Below are 18996 nucleotides of genomic sequence, written 5' to 3'. Positions count from 1 at the left end.
CTCCGCTTTCGACTTCACACCTGATCCTTGGTGATCGAGGAGTTAGTAAACCGAGCAAGTCGGTGCCTACGACCTTTAGGCTGGAGAGCCTTCGACATACCTAGCAGGCTCCCAGGCTATAAGATCAAGAAGTGCGACGCCGCTAATGGCAAAAATATCTCGAATTGTTGCTGGTTATGCTGCTTCTATAACATATGTTGGCTCCCGCATCTGGCAGAATGACATACCAAACACAGCCTGTGGTTTGGTTCGAATTCTCTGTTATTCAGAGAATATTTTCCTGTTAATGCGTTTATGCTTCTCTATTATTATTGGGAGAAGATCTTCGATGTTGAGCCTTGAATTCCTAGATATTCATGCGTTTGATAGTGTGCCTTTGATCAACAAAGCGGAAGATTGGATCTATTTCCCTGCAAAAGCGAAGCAACAGGGAAAACTGCGCTAGACCCGTTCTAGAAAGACTGCACCGCGCAACATTTTTTCCTATTTTTTTGGTATCGCTGGATTTGGACGAAATCAATCCGTGGTTAGGGTTCAATCTTTGTCTAATGCATAGGCAATTACATAGGCGCCTTTGCCATATCGCACATCCTACGAGTCGAGATATTGGTTTGCCGCAAGGTCTCTGGGGTATCGCCAGGTTGGGTTGGGAACGATCACGATAAGACATTGGCGTGGATTGTCCGTTGCTAGGCAAATCCGCTTTCCATTTTGCTTCACCAGTCCGAATATCAAACGCCCGGACCTTGCTGTCCATGGTGGAGCTTAGGAAAGTTAGACTGCCGCGCGTTGTCAACGTGCCAGCACGTATTGTCGCTCCGACATCATAAGGAATGCCAGAGCGCAAGTTAAACGGGCCAGAACTACTCATATCACTGGCTTCTTCCTTGATCCCGAATTTCTGAATGCGTTCGAGGTAGGAATCAAGGATTCATCAATCGATGGCAGTTTCACTGGAAGCGTGTTGGCATTTTACTATGACCATAAGGATCTGCAAATCGGTCAAACGACCGCAACTGCCGCACTGACGGTTAATACAGACGCCACAGTCTGAGGCGTCGAAGCAGAATTTGCCGTTCGTCCGAGCGATCGTTTTCAAGTTGACGGCAGCTTCTCCTACCTCAATGCCGGGGTGAGAGATTTTGCTTCGATCGATGAAACCGATCCTTTTGGTTCTGCGCCGGGCACGGTTGATGCTGACGTCACAGCCGCGGGTGTGCTGAAGGATGTTGATCGGAATTCTCTACCCTTTTCCCCTGACATCAAGATCGCGATTGGGGCGCAATATGAAATCCCGGTAGGCGATTGGGTATTGACCCCGCGTATCGACCATTATCTACAGAGCGAATTTGCAAGTTCGATCTTCAGCAAGCCGATCGATATTTTTGATGGCTATGGCCAGACCGATCTCAAGCTGCTGCTCGCACCTGATGGCGGCAACTCGGAAATCCGCGGATATGTGAAGAATCTGTTCAACAATGATGACATTACGCGTGCGCTCTCGGCTGGGCGACTAGTCGGGCGTTTCCGGGAATTCGTTATTTTGGAACCGCGCACTTATGGGGTTGAAGCGACCATCCGCTTTTGATGACTAGAAATTAGCTTCTCTCCGAGGACAGCCTGGGATCTTATGTATAGGGCTATTTTTTGACCTCTGGGAGCGTTATTAAACATGAAAAGTTTCGGAGAAATTCCTAAGGATAAATGCGCGAGTGACCATGATGGCGCAGATTATCTGGAGGCAGGGTGATCGAGTCTTCGTCAAAAAAATGCTGAGGAAACAAAAAGTACACTCGGATGATATGCTGGTGCTTTCATTGGCAAGTGTCGGGAATTTGCCTCATGTAGAGAGAGCTGAGATAGACATGCGTTGTACTGCGAACCAGTTCTTCAAATGTATTGGCTTTTTCCGCCACAGCGACTTGATGTTTCTACCGGATGGTTAGCTCACGTTTCAGCAATTCTCTAAAAAGGTGCGATAGGCTAATAAAATACTTATACATCAGCGATCTGCTGACATCCACCTTCTGGTCAATGGCTTCCATCGAAAGCCTTGACATGCCATCTGTTGCGATCAATTGCGCTGCGCTGTCGAGTTTCATGGACCGACGGACTTCAGGGCTAAATCTCCTCTTCGCTTTTGACGTGAGTTGTTCGATTCAAGTGATAATTCCCAAAAAATCGTGATAATGATGTTATCACAGCAGTAAATCCTGAACAGCTCTGCTTCTAAAGTTTTTCAAGTTTACAGTTGAGAATCGGCTTCCTCTCCTGGTTGCCAATCTATACAAATACCAAAGTCTGCTCCCAAAGCGGCTGTTCTAATTCGGCTTAATTTACGGCATAAATAGATATGAACCCTCTAAATAATTTTAAGGTCTAGAATATGACGATCAGTGTTATTCTTCGATCGATTACAAATCGTGGCGCGATCATCTTCATGATAATGCTTTCTTTGATTCATGCTCCAACGCTTGCAGCGAACCCGATAGAACAGCAAAAGTTGCTTGCTGAAGACGGCGCATCGGAAGATTTTTTCGGCTTCAGTGTGGCGATCTCTGGTGATACCGCAGTCGCTGGAGCATTTAGAGCTGACGATGAAGATATCGGTGTAGATGCCGGCGCAGTCTATATTTTCGTACGCAGCGAGGCCGACTGGCGCCAACAGGCCAAACTTACCGCTAGTGACGGGGCTCCAAGCGACACGCTGGGAGGTAATGTCGCGATTTCGGGGGAAACGGCAGTAGCCGGCGCGATTGGCGACGATCAGAATGGTGATAACTCGGGCGCAGCTTATGTTTTTGTTCGTTCCGGGACGACCTGGAGCCAGCAAATGAAACTCATCGCGGCTGATGGTGCTGAGGGCGATGCATTTGGCCAGAGCATTGCAATTTCCGGCGATACCCTTGTAATTGGTGCTCCGCATGATGATGACAAAGGCATTGGCTCTGGTTCGGTTTATGTGTTTACGCGCTCCGGAACCACTTGGTACCAACAAGCAAAACTTACAGCCGCCGATGGCGCAGAAGGCGACCTTTTTGGAATCAGCGTCGCCGTTTCTCACAATACCATACTGGTCGGTGCGGATTTGAACGATGAAAAAGCAATTGATGCCGGTGCTGCATATGTTTTTACGCGTACTGGGAATAGCTGGAACCAGCAGGCCAAACTTATCGCTGCCGATGGTGCACAAACCGATATTTTTGGCGTTCGGGTCGCCCTGTCTGGTGATACTGCTTTAATCTCGGCTCGCCGAGACGATGATGAAGCAATGGGTGTTGATGCCGGTGCGGTCTATATTTTTACGCGTACCGGGAATATCTGGCGTCAAGAAGCGAAGCTCACTGCCCCTGATGGGGTAGCGGACGACAGATTTGGTCGCGATGTTGGGCTTTCCGGAGATATCGCACTAATTGGCGCAATGCATCGAGACGATCGAGGTGATAACTCCGGTGAAGCCTATTTGTTCAAACGCTCTGGTAAAGTCTGGAACCTTCAGACCAAGCTCACTGCCGCCGATGGCGCGGCTGGTGATCTATTTGGTTGGAGCGTTGCTCTCTCTGAGAGCGCTGCACTCGTTGCGGCTGCTCGCAATGATGACCAAGGCAATGAATCGGGCTCAGCCTATATATTTGATATCAGCCGTGATTAAATCTTTCAAAAACCAGGAGATTAATTGGCTTTCGAAAAGTACTCTTCGGACACCTGTGCAATCGATAAACTCTAGACCACGCCGGTCGGGAAATTGTTCAATTCTTGCACCGTTTATTTATGCCGGAGATTCTCAATAACCTGAGCGTCTACCCAATAGATATCCCCTTCTTTTGGGCGTATGGTTCTATTAAAGAAAAGATATTTCCCATCCGGGGTGACATACGCACTGGCTTCCCGGCCGGCCGTATTGATTTCCGGGCCCATATTTATTGCCTCACCCCAAGAGCCATCTTGCTGTTTGAAACTGATCCACAGGTCAATCCCGCCAAATCCCCCATCTCTTTCTCCATCCCAGATTATGTAGGATTCATTGGGCGCGATGAAGGGATGGGCATTCAACTTTCCGGTGTTTATCTCTTTGCCAAGCGGTCTGGGTTCTTCGCGTTTACCATCCTTGAGCGTGGAAATGCGAATAACATTGTCTCCTTTGTAGTCGTCAAGGATATAGGTGCCGCTGGCGGATGCGGATAAACGCATGATACCCAAGTCTTCCCGGTCAAACATAGGGCCAAGGCTTTTTATTTCTGACCAGCCATCGCCAATACGCTCCATATAATATTTACCCAAATGCATTGTCTTACCATCTGGCGAGATGTTCGGGCGCCACACTCTTGGCCTTATGACAGACTCGCGCCATCGATTATTTTCTGATCTGTAAGAAATGAGCGACCATTTGTCAGACCCGAGATTTTTCCTTGTAAAATAGAATTCCTTCATATCGGGAGAGAAAAAGGGGCTGAAATCACGATGCTCTGTCGAGACAATTCCGGGTGCAAAAACTTTGGGCGTTGAACCTGGGGGTGTTTGCCCGAGATATGGCCCCCTGAGTTCTGTAGATTCAGTCTTTCCGCGACCCACATCAGATTTGGCAGCTTGATTGGTAAAGGCAGGCAGTATTCTATCTGCCGTAATCTGCATGGTTTTGTCGTCTCTTTCATGGCCGGTAGTAACAACCATGAGATCCAACTCATCAATCAAAATGATATATTGGCCACCGCCGCCTTGCGCGGATCTTGTGAAATAGATCCTGTCGCCAACTTTCATTTCTGCCTGCCACCAATAATAACCATAGCCGGGATTGGAGACATTATTTCCGGTGAAAAAGATGTCGTCGTTTCCTATGCGGACAATGCTGTTTGTTGACCTAGCGATAAACCTCTCTGGAATGAGCTGTTCACCATTCCATTTGCCTTTGTTCCGGACCAGAAGTCCCCACTTGACCATATCGCGCGATGTCATTTTTGCTCCGGAAGGCCCCCTCGGTAAGCCACTCACATCCATACGCCAACCATGATCGGGGATGCCGATTTTATCCAAAACTTCAGTCTTGATAAAATCCTTGGCTGTGCCAGGCACCACGGCGTCGAGCACTTGCATCACCAATTGTGGATCGGATCCTTGATAGAGAAAGCTCTGAGAATCCGCAGAGATGGCTGCGCTGCGCTCAAGATAGGCTTGGACCTGATTTTGACCGACCAGCTGGCCAGAATCTTGGTTGAGTTCGTCCCTCTGCTCTTTACTGATACGCAGTCCAGAGCGCATAGTCATCGCCTTGTGAAGGGTGATCTTATCAGCACCTTCTACAAACCTCGTGGGGTCCAGATTGTTCAAAAAGCTGACAATCGGCCTGTTCAGATCTGCCGTCGTCAAATATCCCATCTGGATTGCTCGGCCGATAGCCAGATTTGTATAGGCCTTGGTTGTTGAAGCTTGAAAATGCGGCAAATCAACACGTCCGCGGGCGTAGTAGGATTCAAACAGGAGCTTGCCCTTGTGCGCAATGAGCAGGCTATCATAACTACCGTGCTCGCCCGCAGCGATTTCCTGAGCCAACTTGGTGATGATGTCCTTGTTACCGCCATCCACACCCAATTTACCAACCGCAATAGAGTCTTTTCTGTCGGACGGCGCTGTATCGATAAAGGCTTTCTCCAGGTAAGGAACATCGCTGAATGAGAGCGCAACTTCTTCTTCTGTGGCCTCGGGCGCAAGGCTGTCACTTGCTTTAGTATTTTCTCCTGCTGCGGCAACGCCGCTTAAACTGAGGAATAAGGCGACTGCCATTAACTTCTGAAACTTCGGTCGGGTGGTCATATCAATCTCCAAGAAGGCTTCATTAGGTCACTTTTTCTGGGCGCAGACGACTATTCCTATCAGAAAATCGGGTCTCGTCTTATCCACCGCAAACACTTTCAACGCCCCTTCGATGATTGTATTCAATATTTTAGTAATAGAATACAATCATCGAAGGGAGAACTTGTCAAGCACCACCCCATTGGGGCTCTTTGAGAGTTTAGCTATTTACCAATATAGCTTGAGCTAGAAATACCTGTCACGATCGCTGGCAATGATGATGAGACCTATCCTAAGATGGTTGAACCAATTCCCAAAAAAGAAGAGTCCTATGAACCAAATGCGCGCCGCTGATATTATTAGACAACTGGATATGAAACCTCACCCAGAGGGTGGACACTATGTCGAAACTTTCCGTGATGATGCCTCCACAGCAATTTTCTTCTTGCTGGAGGAGGGCGAACATTCCCACTGGCACAGAGTACACGGCAGCGCAGAGCTTTGGCATCACTATGCGGGAGATGCCTTGGAGCTGATGCTTTCATCGGATGGCAGTAGTTTTGAAAAACATCAACTGGGCCTGAGTTTTGAAAAAAATGAAAGACCAATGGTTGTTGTGCCTGCAGGGTGTTGGCAAATGGCCAGGAGTTTGGGGGCTTGGACACTTGTTGGATGCACCGTTGCCCCGGGGTTTGATTTCGCCAATTTTGAAATGGCACCGCCCGACTGGCAGCCTGGCCTGAATTGAATCCATTGATGGATCCAAGGTCAATCGCGTTATTCAGTTTGATCACAAGATATAGGATGCATCAATTTTGACCTGTCTCTATCCAGCGATCCTCAACACTGGGTCAAAGGAAGCAACTGCATGTTATCAGGAAAAATCGCCATAATTACAGGTGCCAGCTCGGGCATTGGTCGTTCGGCAGCACATATTTTTGCGGCCGCTGGTGCGAAGCTCGTACTTAACGCGCGTCGAGCAGCGCCGTTGGACGCGCTTCTCGCCGAGATGAGGTCCAATGGTAGAGAGGCAATTGCCATCGAAGGAGATGCAGCGGATGATCGTACGCAACAAGAGCTTGTTGCTGCAGCTCAAAGCGAATTTGGCGGTCTCGATATCGCTTTCAACAATGCCGGTACGATAGGCCCCGCCAAGCCACTTGCAGAGATATTAGACTCTGAATGGTTGGACATTGTCGCAGTCAATCTAACCGCCGCTTTTCTTGGCGCACGCGCCCAAATTCCGGCGATGCTGGAAAGAGGTGGCGGCTCGCTAATCTTTACCAGCAGTTTCGTTGGAAACAGCGTAGGCCTTCCCGGAATGGCGGCTTATGGAACGACCAAGGCTGCTCTGATGGGGTTGGTTAAGGGTATTACCGCTGATTATGCTGAGCAGAATATCCGAGCCAACACCTTACTGCCAGGTGGAACCAATACAGCAATGGCCGGAGACACCGCACAGCGGGAATGGGCGGCGAGTTTACACGCCATGAAGCGGATCGCTGAACCCGAAGAGATTGCCAAGGCCGCACTCTTTCTGGCCAGTGATATGGCAAGCTTTGTAGCTGGTTCCGCGCTATGGGCCGACGGTGGAAATGCTGCGGTGAAAATGTAGTAGAAAAATCGCTACAATCAGTCTGCGCGGTTCTTATGTCTCGATTTCCATGTCTGGGACCACGCCAATAGACTGTTCGCCCTGTAGCTTGAAAAGTCGCTTGGAAAATGAAATTTCAAGGCCAGAATTCGGCAGTTTATGGGTAGAGCAGCTGCGCTGCCACCTCGGCCATCCTTGCGAAATCATGGCCGGTTCGCGGAACTGATTGAAGCTTCCAGCCGAATTGCAACTGCTCTGATTTAGAGATTTCCAATCCTGTGCGAAAAAAGTTTCGGCCACGTGCGAAGCGATTTTTACCTTGTTTGTCAATCAGGGGAGTGTGCAGCAGCGTTCCGCCCGCAGCATCGGAATTGTCTTCTTCCCCCAAGAGGATTGTGAGTTGCTCGCCCAATATCTGGCTCAGTTGTTCTTTGCGCACTCCAGTGCCTTCCATACCCATGGGTGGGGGCTTGCTGAATGAGGGCAGGGTATAAAACCCTGCATTTGCCGCAACAATGCGCTCAGCCTTGGATGCCGGATGAAAAAGCGCAAGCCGGTGGAGTATCTGACCTCCGGCTGAATGACCAAAAATATCATATCCAGCGCGTTTGGAACCAGTGATCTTTGCCAAGAGATCAAAAGTGCGATCGAAATCTGAGAATATCCAATTATTCTGGTCGGCTTCCGGATTCATTTGAATATCTTTATCTTGCAATTGAAGAATGCGCGCATTGGGGCCCGTGCTTATAAATTTTGGGTTGTTAAGTTTGATATCCTTGACCACGCCTCCCATTTGATAAGCTGCAAAATCATATGTTTCTTCAGGATAGCCCAGTGCCGCAACCAGGATGTCCTTGCGACTGGCCACTTCGAGCCAAGCGTTTCGATAGCTGTTGCTATTTCGGCCTGCACCCGGGATGACGATTAATATACGGGATTGAGGCGTAAATTGGCTTGGTTTGTAGTAATGCACTGTGACATGCCGACTCTCACGCCCGCTGCCGCCAGCAATCTGGAAATAGCCAGCACCAGTTGGAAGATTATGTGGCTGGAAACCCAAATCCAGTTCCTTCGCTGGTTTCAGAATCATGCCACAATCGGGGCAGCGACCTGGTGCTTTGAATATGTGCTGATCCATTGCGCAACCGCATGGAGGGCAGAGAAAAGTTTCCCGCTCTGCTGTTCGTTCTGGCTGACATCTGAGGAGATTTGAGTAAGTAGCAATAGAAAGGGCAGTGGTGACGACCGTCCTACGAGACATGAGGAACTTCATGGCGCAATACCTTCATTGAAGTGTTTCTGGTAGGTGCTGGGCCGGACCCCAAATCGTTGCGTGAACGCGCGTTGGAATCCGTCAGGGCTGGCAAAACCAACCATGGATGCCACTTGTGCGATGCTGGCACCTTTACTTAGCAGCGATCGGCCATGATCAAGGCGGACATTTTTAATATAGGCGGCCGGCGAAACATGAAAGGCCTTCTTGAACCGACGGGAGAATTGCCTTGCGCTGAGGCCGGCCATGTCTGCCAGTTTTTCAATCGACAGGTCTTCCTGCAGATTACTGGCGGCCCAATGACATACATCAGTCAAACGGCCATCGGTCGCGGATTGCAATCGTAACGGCAAGGAATATTGTGTCTGTGCGCCGGGGCGCCTCAGAAAAACCACCATTTCTCGGGCGACTGCGACAGCTGCGGCCTGGCCAAAATCATCCTGGATGAGATCAAGTGCCAGATCAATTCCAGCTGTCACACCGCCTGAGGAATAATATTTTCCATCGTTCAGAAAGAGCGCATCGGCGTTCAACTTTACTTGGGGGAAACGCTTTTCAAAATCGTCCGCATGCGCCCAGTGGGTCGTTACTTCACGTCCTTTCAGCAGGCCCGCTTCGGCCAGCGCATAGGCGCCCGTACAGATTGAAATAATGCGCGTGAACCTATGGTGATACCTGGCAAGCCAATGCGCGAGTGAGGATAAAGTTTGCGGGTGGCGCACGCCTGCGCCGCCTGGAATGATCAGGGTATGCGCAACCGGGTCTTCTGGCGCGATCCTTTCTGCGCAAATTCGCATGCCAGACTCGGTTTCAAAAGTGAGTTTTTCCAGCCCCCAGAACTGGATGGAATATCGGCTTGTGCCATCATCTTCTTTTATGATCGAGAAAGCCTCGACGGGGCCAGCCACATCGATTGCGTTCATATTGTCGAACAACAGTACAGCGATGGAATGATCGAACGGCATGGTCGTTGAATAGCATTAAGCGCCTATGTCTGAAATGACCTTTATCCGATCAAAACCGACATTTTGGATATTTGGCTAGTCTTGCGCAGTTGTTGAGGGCGCAAGGTGAGGGTTGCCAATTCCGGTGTTGAGATAGGCCTTCAGGCTCTCGACAAAAAACATGTCCCATCCAGCCTCGCAGATTTCATAGCAATGAAGTTGCGGAATAAGACCTTGATGCTCGATCGCGATCTCGGTATTGTCGCCCTTCGAATGAATATCCCAACGAACCCGCGTATCCAGCCATTCGGTCTCGATTTCCTTGGGCATGCCCTCATGCAAATGCAGAGCGTCGACGCAAATCATCTCGACACACTGATTTGGATTGAGAATGGTGGCTTCAAATGTCCAGTAACCATTTCCCGGTGGGAAGGAGAATGTCGAGCGGTCTCCAACCGTTACCATCGGAGCGTCCGGTGTCGTCCACCATTTGTGCATTCCCTGCGTCAAAGCCCAGTATGCTTTTCTAGCATCGGCCTCGACGGTAATGATGCGTTTGTAATTCTGCGATGTCACTTTCTTCTACTCCTCTTGTGAACATGTTTCGATTGCCATTGACTAACCGGCCGCAATGATGACCTTCTGCCTTTCACAAGCGGCAGTACGATGCACAAAGGCTGCCCGATAACCGGCATCTGCGTAAAGCGAGACGAGGGAATGCAGATCAGGATATGCACCGATCGCGATGATGTCCCAATCCTCATCTTCGCCGATGAACATGCCGGAGAACGGTCCGACATGGTGAAACTTGCCGCCAACCCGTTCCATGGTCGGGACGCTTACTTCAGCATATCGACTAAAGGCTACTTCGCCGGTTACATTTGTATCGAAATCACCAAAGTCGACTGGATAGGTTGCGCGCTGGTTTAGCTTGAAGAAGTTGATCAACGTCACCGGCTTTTTCTCCGGTAGTTGAAGAATATGCGTCCATTGCGTTTCGGTTGGAGAAGAGCCGTCAGACCCGTCTCCAAACCATTCCAAAAATTGTTGAGCGTTTGCTTTCATAGTGATTTTCCTCTGCATGTTTGGGATATGTTTAATTGATTATTGGAGAACGTGACCGCCAGAATGATTAAGCATCGTACCGGTCATGAAACTGGCAAGGTCAGAAGCCGCGAAAGCCAGAACATTGGCGGTTTCAGATCTTTCAGGAAGTCGTCCCAGAGCTACCTTATTTTGTTCGATAGCGCCTTGCATCTCGGTTTGCGAGATACCCAGATTTTCTCCCATTGCGCGAAAGGTATACTCAATTGTTGGTGTATCAGGCATCGCTTCAGATCGAACGCCGAGCACCCGAATGCCCTGGGGACCCCATTCACTTGCAAGCGATCTCATCAAACCTTCAATTCCCGCATGCGTCGCCGAAAGCGCTGCGCTCCACGGTGATCCCACCACAGCGAGCGTCGATGTGATGAAGAGGATGACTCCTGATCGCTGGTTGGCCATTTGCTTTTGTGCCGCCTTTGCCGTCACAAATTGCGGGCCCAATGTCGAGCGTGCTGGGATGAGCAGTTCTTCCAGCGAGGTTTCGCTGGCCGGTTTGCCGTGATTGAAGGCCGCATGATCCGACGTTGCCAGGTTCAGAACAATATCGATCCTGCCATGGGCTGCGACGATCTCGTCGAGATATCGGGTGACTGCATCTTCATCAAGTGCATCAACCGTCCGGAATTCCTGCACTCCAGACGACGACAGAGTGGGGTCGGGCGATCGGCTGGAGGCAAAAACTATCGCCCCTATATCGACAAATTTTTTGGTAACTTCGGAACCAAGACTTCCACCGGCACCAAATATGACGGCGATTTTGTCTTTCAGGAGAGATTTGGACATTGGGGGATTTCCATTGGTAAGTTTTACAGAAAAGGAGGGAAGCTAGAGATTCCTGCTGTCGACGTCGGACGAAATCATGCAGCCCAATGTGGCGGCATCGTCTTCTGCATGCCTGGCAAGGATTCGACGCGAGATTTCCAGGATTCAAGCTTGGGAAAGTCATCGTTCAGAGTATCAAGCCCAAGCATTGCCAGTTCATCTGGTTTGATTTCCATCGCGCGCTGGATCAACCGAATGTCAGGAAACGCCACAGCATCTGCGGCGGTCGGGTTATCGCCACATAAAAACTTGTTTTGGATGAGTAGTGTTTCGAGCCGCTCACACTCAAATCGCAAGCGATCTGCGGCTTCCTCTTTCGCCTTTCGCTCGTCCGATGGTGCATCTGCAACCGAAATATTCTGCACCAGAATAGAAAAGAAGACGCTGTTGTGGGCGGCACGCAAATAATCCGCTGTTTCTAGAACATTTTGCCAAATTTGGCCGGTCTCGTTTGCATTCGATCCGAAAAGTGGCTTGTCTGGATATTCTCGGTCCAGCCAGGCCAATATCCCTATTGAGTCGCGCAGTATAAGATCACCTTTGACCAAGGATGGTACGGTTCCGCGGGGATTGATTTTCAGATATTCAGGCGCTTTATGTTCGGCTTTTGAGGCCTCCATGTAGTGAATATCATATTCAAGTTCTTTGAATGTTAGGCCTGCCAAGACCCTCCAAGGTCGAGGCGCACCAGATACGGCATATACTGTCATGGTCATAGGGGGGCTCTTTCTTTGGTAATTGGTGGTCACTACAAAGAAAGTATGGATTCGGTATTCTTTCGCAAGAAGGCAGAATTAGTGTATATAGTATCAAAAAAGATACCTACATGGATTTTCGGAGTTTAAAATGAACAAACCTATATCAATAGAGAAGCGACAATTTTCCGAGGATGGAGATGAGCTTTGTCCGATGCCAGATATTGCCAAGCTCATTGGAGGAAAATGGAAACTCATCATTCTGCAAATATTGATCTTTCGCGGCATGAAACGCTTTAATGAACTGCGCCGGATGATCGACGGCGTCACTCAAACAATGCTCACGAAACAATTGCGAGCGCTGGAGGCGGACGGTCTAGTTGAGCGAAAAATCTACGCGGAAGTGCCGCCCAGAGTGGAATATCGAGCAACCAAACGTGCGCATGATCTGGAGGCAGTGTTCTTGGCCATGCATGATTGGTGGATAAAAGATAATCCTCCCGAGAAAAAATAGCACACCTTCTATCGATGATTCTGTTCTGATTTTCTGACCGATGTGCAGAAGCCTTGCCATTTTCAACCTGATAAAAATGCATATCTGATACATTCCAAAACTTCCCCATTTCAGAAGCCGTTCGTAAATCCTGCTTAAACGCCGATTGGTGAGCCTGCGGACCCAAGGACGATGCTCCGAAGCAACTTGAAATGACGATACTTGACAATCTCGCAATTCAATGATTGTATCCAATTTATTATGTATTGAATACAATCATTGAATTGCTGCTGGGAGTGTTTGCGGTGGACAAGACGAGACGCGGTTTTTTAGCGGGGATGGCCGCTTGTGCAGGAGGTGCTTTAAGTGCTGGCAGCGCGAACAGCACTGTCGCACCTCGGAGCAAGAGCGTCATATCCAATGCAGCGAACATTTCACGTCTGCGAAAAGGTGGCAGTGCCAACAGCAATGATCCGTGGGTCGAGATAGATGCACAGGCGTTTCGGAATAATGTTCGTGAAGTATCGCGTATGGCAGGCGGTACACCAATCATGGCACCGGTCAAAAACAATGCTTATGGCCTAGGTGATACTGTTGTTGGGCCGCTTCTCGCTTCTATGCCGGAAGTATCGAGACTTGCCTGTGTAAGGGTTTCAGAGGGGCTCGCGTTACGGGCGGCGGGGGTGAGGAAACCGATCTTGAACATGAGCGAAGTAACTGAGGAGGAAATTGAAGAGCTCGTCTTGAATGACATTGAGATCACGTGCTGGCTCGATGACGCAGGCGAGAGATTGGATCGCGTTGCCAAACGGCTAGGCAAACCTATCCCTGTGCACTTCTTTATCGATACAGGGCTCAACCGCGAAGGGATGCCGTATGACCGGGCGCTGCCGTGGATGCAAGATCTGGCGCGACGACCGTCAGTCAAGGTCGCCGGAATCTACACGATGTTTATCCACGACATTGAGCATGATAAAGTACAGTTGATGCGATTCAATCGGCTAATTGCAGAGGCCCGAAAAGAAGATATCCCCCTGGGATTAGTCCACGCATCACCTTCCTACACCACCTTCTATCTTCCAGAAGCGCGTTTCGATTCAGTCCGATCCGCGACGGCATTGTTTGGATTATATCCTGATGCGAATGCCGTTTCGATGGCCGACTTGAAATATGTTTGGCGATTGCGGGCACGGATTGTTAGGCTTGAGCAGCTTCAACGGGGTGAGACAGTCGGTTTTGGACCTAAATATACTGTTGAAAAACCAACGACACTAGCTTTGCTCCCAGTCGGATCGACTGATGGTTATCCAAGCTCGGCTGTGAACAATTGCAAGGTTATGATTGGTGATCATCTCTATCCGGTAGTTGGCTCCATGAGCTCTGCGCATACGATTGTTGATGTGAGCGAGAAGCCGGATGTCAGCATAGGCGATGTCGCCACACTGGTTGATCCAGACCATAAGGAAATCGAACCGAGGGCTGTGGCAAAACAGGCTGGCATCGGTCACTATTCGCTCATGAGCCGTCTCAATGCACTGTTGCCAAGAAAGCTGGTATGATGAAGAAAGATCAGAACGAAAATCTCAAAAAGCCACGTGGCACTGAAGCCTACGAGCTCATCTTGAATAGGATACTCGCTGGCGATATTCAGCCAGGCGCGCCGATTGTTGAGGCAAGGTTGGCTGAAACTCTTGGGGTTAGTAGAACACCGATCAGGCAAGCACTGTTCAAGTTGGAGCAAGAAGGATTTGCAACCAGCTCATCCGGGTCAGGTTTTTCAGTATCGCCCTTGACCGAGCGAGAAGCCCGAGAGGTTTACCCTCTGATTGCAGGCCTCGAAGTCATTGCAATCGAAGAATCTGGACCGCTGCTCCCGACCATCGTCGATAAGCTCATAAGTTTGAACAGGAAACTGGCAGAGGCAAAGAATATTGCCGCAGGTATTCAAATTGATTCCATGTGGCACGATACGCTGATTTCTTGCTGCGGAAATAATCGGCTTCAATCATGGGTCAGCACCCTGAGGTGTACAGTTTATCGCTACGAAACATACTATATGTCAGATACGGCGTTGATAGCAGAATCCGTTAAACAGCATGCCAAGCTTATCGAACTTCTCCGCGACGCCCGCCAGGATGAACTCGCGCTTGAGTTAAAGCGCCACTATAAATTTGGTATGGAGGCCGTGGTTCTCAAGCTTACAGCGGAAAGCGCTGCAATTGCTGCAGGCAAACTGCATTGAAAATGGAGAGCGCTAACATTCAGGATCAAATCCTTACCGCACGTTCCTGTATAGATAAGGTCTTTCTGGATACACCGCAGTTTAAAGCTGAAACCTTACTTCCCCAGTTGGGAAAAGCACCTTTACTGAAGGTCGAAACGATAAATCCCATTAGATCCTTTAAGGGGCGGGGCGCTTGCTTGCTGGTCGATGCCGCAAAACCAAATGCATCATTGGTCTGTGCGAGTGTCGGAAATTTTGGTCAGGGGATGGCTTATGCAGCGCGCGTTCGTGAGGTACCGATAACGGTTTTCCTAGCTGAGAATGCAAATCCGCTAAAGGTCAATCGGATACGATCGCTTGGCGCAACGGTTATTCAAACTGGCTTCGATTTTGATGCGGCCAAATTTGCCGCAAGAGAGTTTGCGCACACTAAAGGGCATTCATTTGTGGAAGATGGCGCTGCGTCAGCAATCACTATCGGGGCGGGAACGATCGGAATGGAAATGCTCGCCGGCAAAGAAGAATTTGGAGCTGTTTATGTTCCCGTCGGAAACGGCGCGCTGCTCAACGGTGTGGCTTCATGGATTAAAACGCATCAACCCGGCATTCGTGTTGTTGGGGTTTGTTCAGAAGCTGCTCCAGCCATGGCGATGAGCTGGAAAGCGGGTAGGCCGATTTCAACAGCCGAAACATCGACGGTGGCGGAAGGTATTGCTGTTAGAGAGCCGGTGCCTGAAGCTGTGGAATTGATGCAGGAACTTGCCGACGACATGCTCCTGGTTAGTGATAGAGCCATGATCCAGGCCGTGCAGCATTGCTTCAATGAACTAGGCTTGCTCGTTGAACCGTCAGGCGCTGCGGGATTGGCCGCGCTCATCGAACATCCAGATGCGATCCCAGAGACAGAAGTAGCGACGATACTCTGCGGAGGAAATGTATCGGAATCTCAGGTTAAAACATGGATCCAATAGTCAATTGGACATTTTCTCATGATCTGATCGAACCCATAACTGCGGATCGCGACGAAACGCACCAGCGAAATTTGAAATTTTGGAAACCGAGGTCAGTATGAAACATGACTTGCTAATATTGATCGCCGTTATCTCTATGGCACTTACCTGGAGCGTCGAGCTCAGCGCACAACAGGCAGAAACGGGCCATAAGCCAATTGATATTCTTCTTCACAGTACCGTTGAGGCTAAAGATAGAACGGCGCTCGCCATAACGATCTGGAAACCTGAGTCGGACAATCAGCGCTATCCGACCGTGCTTGTTGCTACGCCTTACGTCTCGGATGAAGCGCACCCACGCGCCCGGAAATATGCCGATCGAGGATATGCTATGGCGAGCCTGGATATTCGCGGACGAGGCGGATCGAAAGGTCAGTTTCTTCCATTCAGCGACCATGGTCCCGACATTTGCGACGCAATTGCCTGGATTAAGGCACAGCCGTGGTCGGATGGTAATGTCTTGATGCGAGGTGGCTCTTATCGCGGCATGACCCAATGGATGGCCGCGCGGTCATGCCCTGATAAGATTAGGACCATAGTCCCTACTGCGTCGGTATATCCTGGGCATGATTTTCCTATCGTAGGCGGTCATCGCAGCCAAAAATATATAGCTGGGTGGCTTGGTTTTGTGGCGGGCTCTGCGATGAATTCAAATTTCTACGCAGACCGTCAGTATTGGAAAGAGCGGGAGCTTAAATCTTATCGTGAGCATCTCCCCTTCAATGAGTATGATACCTTTATTGGTATGCCATCTGAGCATTTCCAGGCGTGGGTGAAGACGCTTTCGGAGCCAGGAGCCTGGGAGTCTTCGGCATGGAAGCCAAAAGACTATGTGCGAATGCAAATGCCTGTTCTGACAATTACTGGTCATTATGACGGCGACCAACCAGGCGCACTTCGCTATTTTCGAGAGCATCAGGCAAGCGCTCCTCAAAGTGCCGCGAAAAATCACTATCTGGTCATAGGGCCGTGGAGCCATGGCGGAACCCGTGAACCAAGGCAGAAGTTGAGCGAGAGCGTTAAATTCGGACCGGCAGCGGTCTTTGATATGGACAAGTTTAACTTGGACTGGTTTGATTGGCACCTCGGCCGCGGTTCGAAGCCGGAGTTTCTGAAACGCCGGATCGTATATTATGTCGGAGGAGTCGAAGAATGGCGCTATGCCGATGCGCTCGATGAGATCGCCAACGAAAAACGCATGCTTTATCTTTCTGCGACGCCTGATGAAGCTTATGATGTGTTTCGCTCGGGTCATCTTGTCGATGCAGCCATAGGTGGCGAGACTCCGCACCAGTTCAAAAGCGATCCTCTGGATACCAGTCCCGCTGACCTGACGGATATTGATTGGAATGCTATTCGAGATGGTAATCTCCGGTCGATAGCACCAGCCCACATGCCGGAAACGCTGACTTTTCACTCACCTCCCTTGGCTAAAGGACTTACCTTGGCTGGAAAAATGCGCCTGAAGCTTTACCTGGAGATGGATGCACCTGATGCGGATATCTTCGTAACAGTCTATGCCATCTTCCCGGATGGCCAGCCGCTTTACCTCGGTGGAGATGTCGTGCGCGCCAGGTTTCGCGACGGCCTTAAGCCGTCACCGGTAAAGCCAGGAGCGGTGGAAGCCTATGAATTTAAAAATTTCCTCTGGAATGCCTGGGCGCTACCCGAAGGAACGCGGGTGCGCCTTAGCGTTGGTCCTTATAATGATCCTTCTGCACAGAAGAACTACAACTCGGGCGGCGCGCTCGGATTTGAAACCCGAGATGATGCCCGTGTCGCGCAGATTAAGTTACATCACAATGCCGAATATCCAAGCGTTCTGGAACTTCCTGTGGCTATCGATTAACAGGCTCATACTTGCTATCGCTGTTCTGATCCTAGTTGCAGTGGTAAGAAAAGAAAATGGAGCAGGGTTTTTGACAACTATGTTGAACGCGGATCAGACCGTATATCGCAGCATCAAATGATCGCTTTTACATACAAAGCGAAGTTTCATACCTGATACAAACTGGGCGCTTTGCCGGTCCATTGCTTGAAAGCGCGGCGGAAGTTTGTCGTCTCACTATATCCCAGTCGTGCGGCGATCTGGTCGATGCTCATACCTGTGTTCTGAATATAGTCGATGGCAAGGTTTTTCCTGACATCATCCTGAATTTTTCTGAAGGAAGTATCAAGTTCGCTGAGCTTGCGGTGTAATGTTCTTGAGCTCATGGCAAGCATAGCGGAAATTTCTTCCATATCCGGCATTTCTCCTGGATTGCGCAATAGTTCCCTTCTGATAAGCAAGATGAAATCATCCTCGCCGCGGTATCTCTGAACCATCTGTTCAACCAGCTGGAGGCAAATTTTTGCGCTGGCTGGATCAGACGTTCGCAAAGGACGATCCGTTGGAGCTCTGGTCCACAGGATGTTGTCCGGCTGTTCATAATAAACAGGGCAGTCAAAATATTCGTCATACTTCTTAGCATAGATGGGTTTGGGGTAGCTCAAGTGAATTTCCAAAGGTCGCATCGGTTCTTCCAGATATTCAGATGACACACGCCATATACCAACGATATTTTCTTCGACACAAAAGGGTAGCAACCTCTGGTTAGGGTAAATGGGGTGCATTTGAATCCGCTGCTTGCCGGCGTCTATGCTTGATTCAGAATGCATAAGGCTGGGCGCGGCCTGATAATATTTGGGGCCGATCTGTGCGGCTTCTTTTTCGGTCGCACTGCTCATGATAGCATATCCTAGAGCACCCCAGGTGCCAACGGTTTCTGCATCCCCCACCTTCAGACCCAGCCACGGAGTTGGAGAAAGCCTTAGCGCCACATCAATCAGGGCAAACATTTCATGAAAGGTTAGCAGTGCTTCGCTATCGGTGATTTTTTCATCGCCAAAATCGAGCCGATCAAAAAGCTCATCTTGACCGATCCCCTGACTTTCAAGGATGTCTAGCATCAATTTGGCAATTTGGTTGGAAAGAACCGAGCGATCAAATATGTCTAGCCGATTGTCCAAAGCGCTTGTCCGAAAATGATCTCTAATTGTCCCTTGCT

The 18996-nt window shown here is 49.7% G+C and carries 21 protein-coding genes; 11 read left to right on the top strand and 10 right to left on the bottom strand.

Annotation, left to right across the window (positions count from 1 at the left end):
* Nucleotides 1–145: 145 nt before the first annotated feature.
* A complete protein-coding gene (locus tag BS29_RS13645; RefSeq protein WP_229954187.1) occupies nt 146–445 on the top strand; it encodes a hypothetical protein in 300 nt (99 codons plus the stop codon).
* On the opposite strand, the gene BS29_RS17585 is transcribed toward BS29_RS13645, so the two are convergent.
* Nucleotides 347–871 (bottom strand): hypothetical protein, encoded by a 525-nt coding sequence (locus BS29_RS17585; protein WP_425542151.1) that lies wholly within the window; start codon nt 869–871, stop codon nt 347–349. The genes BS29_RS13645 and BS29_RS17585 overlap by 99 nt on opposite strands.
* A 261-nt stretch (nt 872–1132) precedes the next feature.
* On the opposite strand from BS29_RS17585, the gene BS29_RS13640 reads away from it, so the two are divergent.
* Nucleotides 1133–1588, top strand: coding sequence for a TonB-dependent receptor (locus BS29_RS13640; RefSeq protein ID WP_326838466.1), 456 nt, complete (start codon nt 1133–1135; stop codon nt 1586–1588).
* A gap of 130 nt (nt 1589–1718) precedes the next feature.
* Nucleotides 1719–1946: a hypothetical protein gene (locus BS29_RS13635; protein ID WP_229954186.1), complete on the top strand. Its 228-nt coding sequence runs from the start codon at nt 1719–1721 to the stop codon at nt 1944–1946.
* Here the strand turns inward: BS29_RS13635 and BS29_RS17580 are convergent.
* On the bottom strand, nt 1932–2045 hold the full coding sequence (locus BS29_RS17580; RefSeq protein ID WP_407673787.1) for a hypothetical protein: 114 nt from the start codon (nt 2043–2045) through the stop codon (nt 1932–1934). The two genes, BS29_RS13635 and BS29_RS17580, sit on opposite strands and share 15 nt — an antisense overlap.
* A gap of 341 nt (nt 2046–2386) precedes the next feature.
* On the opposite strand from BS29_RS17580, the gene BS29_RS13630 reads away from it, so the two are divergent.
* Nucleotides 2387–3652: an FG-GAP repeat protein gene (locus BS29_RS13630; RefSeq protein WP_229954185.1), complete on the top strand. Its 1266-nt coding sequence runs from the start codon at nt 2387–2389 to the stop codon at nt 3650–3652.
* 113 nt (nt 3653–3765) lie between these two features.
* On the opposite strand, the gene BS29_RS13625 is transcribed toward BS29_RS13630, so the two are convergent.
* Nucleotides 3766–5808, bottom strand: a complete 2043-nt coding sequence (locus tag BS29_RS13625) for a serine hydrolase (protein WP_229954184.1) — start codon at nt 5806–5808, stop codon at nt 3766–3768.
* 310 nt (nt 5809–6118) lie between these two features.
* Here BS29_RS13625 and BS29_RS13620 point away from each other — a divergent pair, with 310 nt between their 5' ends.
* A complete protein-coding gene (locus BS29_RS13620) occupies nt 6119–6535 on the top strand; it encodes a cupin domain-containing protein (protein ID WP_229954183.1) in 417 nt (138 codons plus the stop codon).
* Nucleotides 6536–6655: 120 nt separating this feature from the next.
* Nucleotides 6656–7402, top strand: a complete 747-nt coding sequence (locus tag BS29_RS13615; protein WP_229954182.1) for an SDR family oxidoreductase — start codon at nt 6656–6658, stop codon at nt 7400–7402.
* Between the two features lie 136 nt (nt 7403–7538).
* Here BS29_RS13615 and BS29_RS13610 read toward each other — a convergent pair whose 3' ends face one another.
* The 6 genes from BS29_RS13610 to BS29_RS13585 form a co-directional block, all read right to left on the bottom strand.
* On the bottom strand, nt 7539–8519 hold the full coding sequence (locus BS29_RS13610) for a heavy metal-binding domain-containing protein (RefSeq protein WP_229954181.1): 981 nt from the start codon (nt 8517–8519) through the stop codon (nt 7539–7541).
* A gap of 131 nt (nt 8520–8650) precedes the next feature.
* Entirely contained in the window at nt 8651–9619 is a 969-nt protein-coding gene (locus tag BS29_RS13605) for a GlxA family transcriptional regulator (protein ID WP_229954180.1), read from the bottom strand.
* Between the two features lie 75 nt (nt 9620–9694).
* The gene (locus BS29_RS13600) at nt 9695–10174 is read right to left on the bottom strand and encodes an SRPBCC family protein (protein WP_229954179.1); all 480 of its coding nucleotides are present in this window, start codon (nt 10172–10174) and stop codon (nt 9695–9697) included.
* 42 nt (nt 10175–10216) lie between these two features.
* On the bottom strand, nt 10217–10663 hold the full coding sequence (locus BS29_RS13595) for a DUF1330 domain-containing protein (RefSeq protein ID WP_229954178.1): 447 nt from the start codon (nt 10661–10663) through the stop codon (nt 10217–10219).
* A 39-nt stretch (nt 10664–10702) separates the two neighbouring features.
* Nucleotides 10703–11488 carry an SDR family NAD(P)-dependent oxidoreductase gene (locus BS29_RS13590; RefSeq protein ID WP_229954177.1) on the bottom strand — a complete coding sequence of 262 codons (786 nt, stop codon included), beginning with the start codon at nt 11486–11488 and terminating at the stop codon, nt 10703–10705.
* Nucleotides 11489–11562: 74 nt separating this feature from the next.
* Nucleotides 11563–12243 carry a glutathione S-transferase family protein gene (locus BS29_RS13585; RefSeq protein WP_229954176.1) on the bottom strand — a complete coding sequence of 227 codons (681 nt, stop codon included), beginning with the start codon at nt 12241–12243 and terminating at the stop codon, nt 11563–11565.
* Between the two features lie 130 nt (nt 12244–12373).
* On the opposite strand from BS29_RS13585, the gene BS29_RS13580 reads away from it, so the two are divergent.
* From BS29_RS13580 to BS29_RS13560, 5 genes are all read left to right on the top strand, one after another.
* On the top strand, nt 12374–12736 hold the full coding sequence (locus tag BS29_RS13580) for a winged helix-turn-helix transcriptional regulator (protein WP_229954175.1): 363 nt from the start codon (nt 12374–12376) through the stop codon (nt 12734–12736).
* A 245-nt stretch (nt 12737–12981) separates the two neighbouring features.
* Nucleotides 12982–14274, top strand: a complete 1293-nt coding sequence (alr, locus tag BS29_RS13575; protein ID WP_229954174.1) for an alanine racemase — start codon at nt 12982–12984, stop codon at nt 14272–14274.
* Complete coding sequence (locus BS29_RS13570; RefSeq protein WP_229954173.1) at nt 14271–14957, top strand: GntR family transcriptional regulator; 687 nt, start codon at nt 14271–14273, stop codon at nt 14955–14957. Before alr ends, BS29_RS13570 begins: the two co-directional genes overlap by 4 nt.
* Nucleotides 14958–14959: 2 nt before the next feature.
* Entirely contained in the window at nt 14960–15910 is a 951-nt protein-coding gene (locus tag BS29_RS13565; RefSeq protein WP_229956872.1) for a threonine ammonia-lyase, read from the top strand.
* Between the two features lie 97 nt (nt 15911–16007).
* A complete protein-coding gene (locus BS29_RS13560; protein WP_229954172.1) occupies nt 16008–17798 on the top strand; it encodes a CocE/NonD family hydrolase in 1791 nt (596 codons plus the stop codon).
* Between the two features lie 146 nt (nt 17799–17944).
* On the opposite strand, the gene BS29_RS13555 is transcribed toward BS29_RS13560, so the two are convergent.
* Nucleotides 17945–18898 carry an AraC family transcriptional regulator gene (locus BS29_RS13555; protein WP_229954171.1) on the bottom strand — a complete coding sequence of 318 codons (954 nt, stop codon included), beginning with the start codon at nt 18896–18898 and terminating at the stop codon, nt 17945–17947.
* Between the last annotated feature and the right edge of the window lie 98 nt (nt 18899–18996).

The organism is Parasphingorhabdus litoris DSM 22379 (assembly GCF_020906275.1).
GTDB lineage: Bacteria > Pseudomonadota > Alphaproteobacteria > Sphingomonadales > Sphingomonadaceae > Parasphingorhabdus > Parasphingorhabdus litoris.
This window is presented reverse-complemented; position numbering and strand designations above follow the sequence as displayed.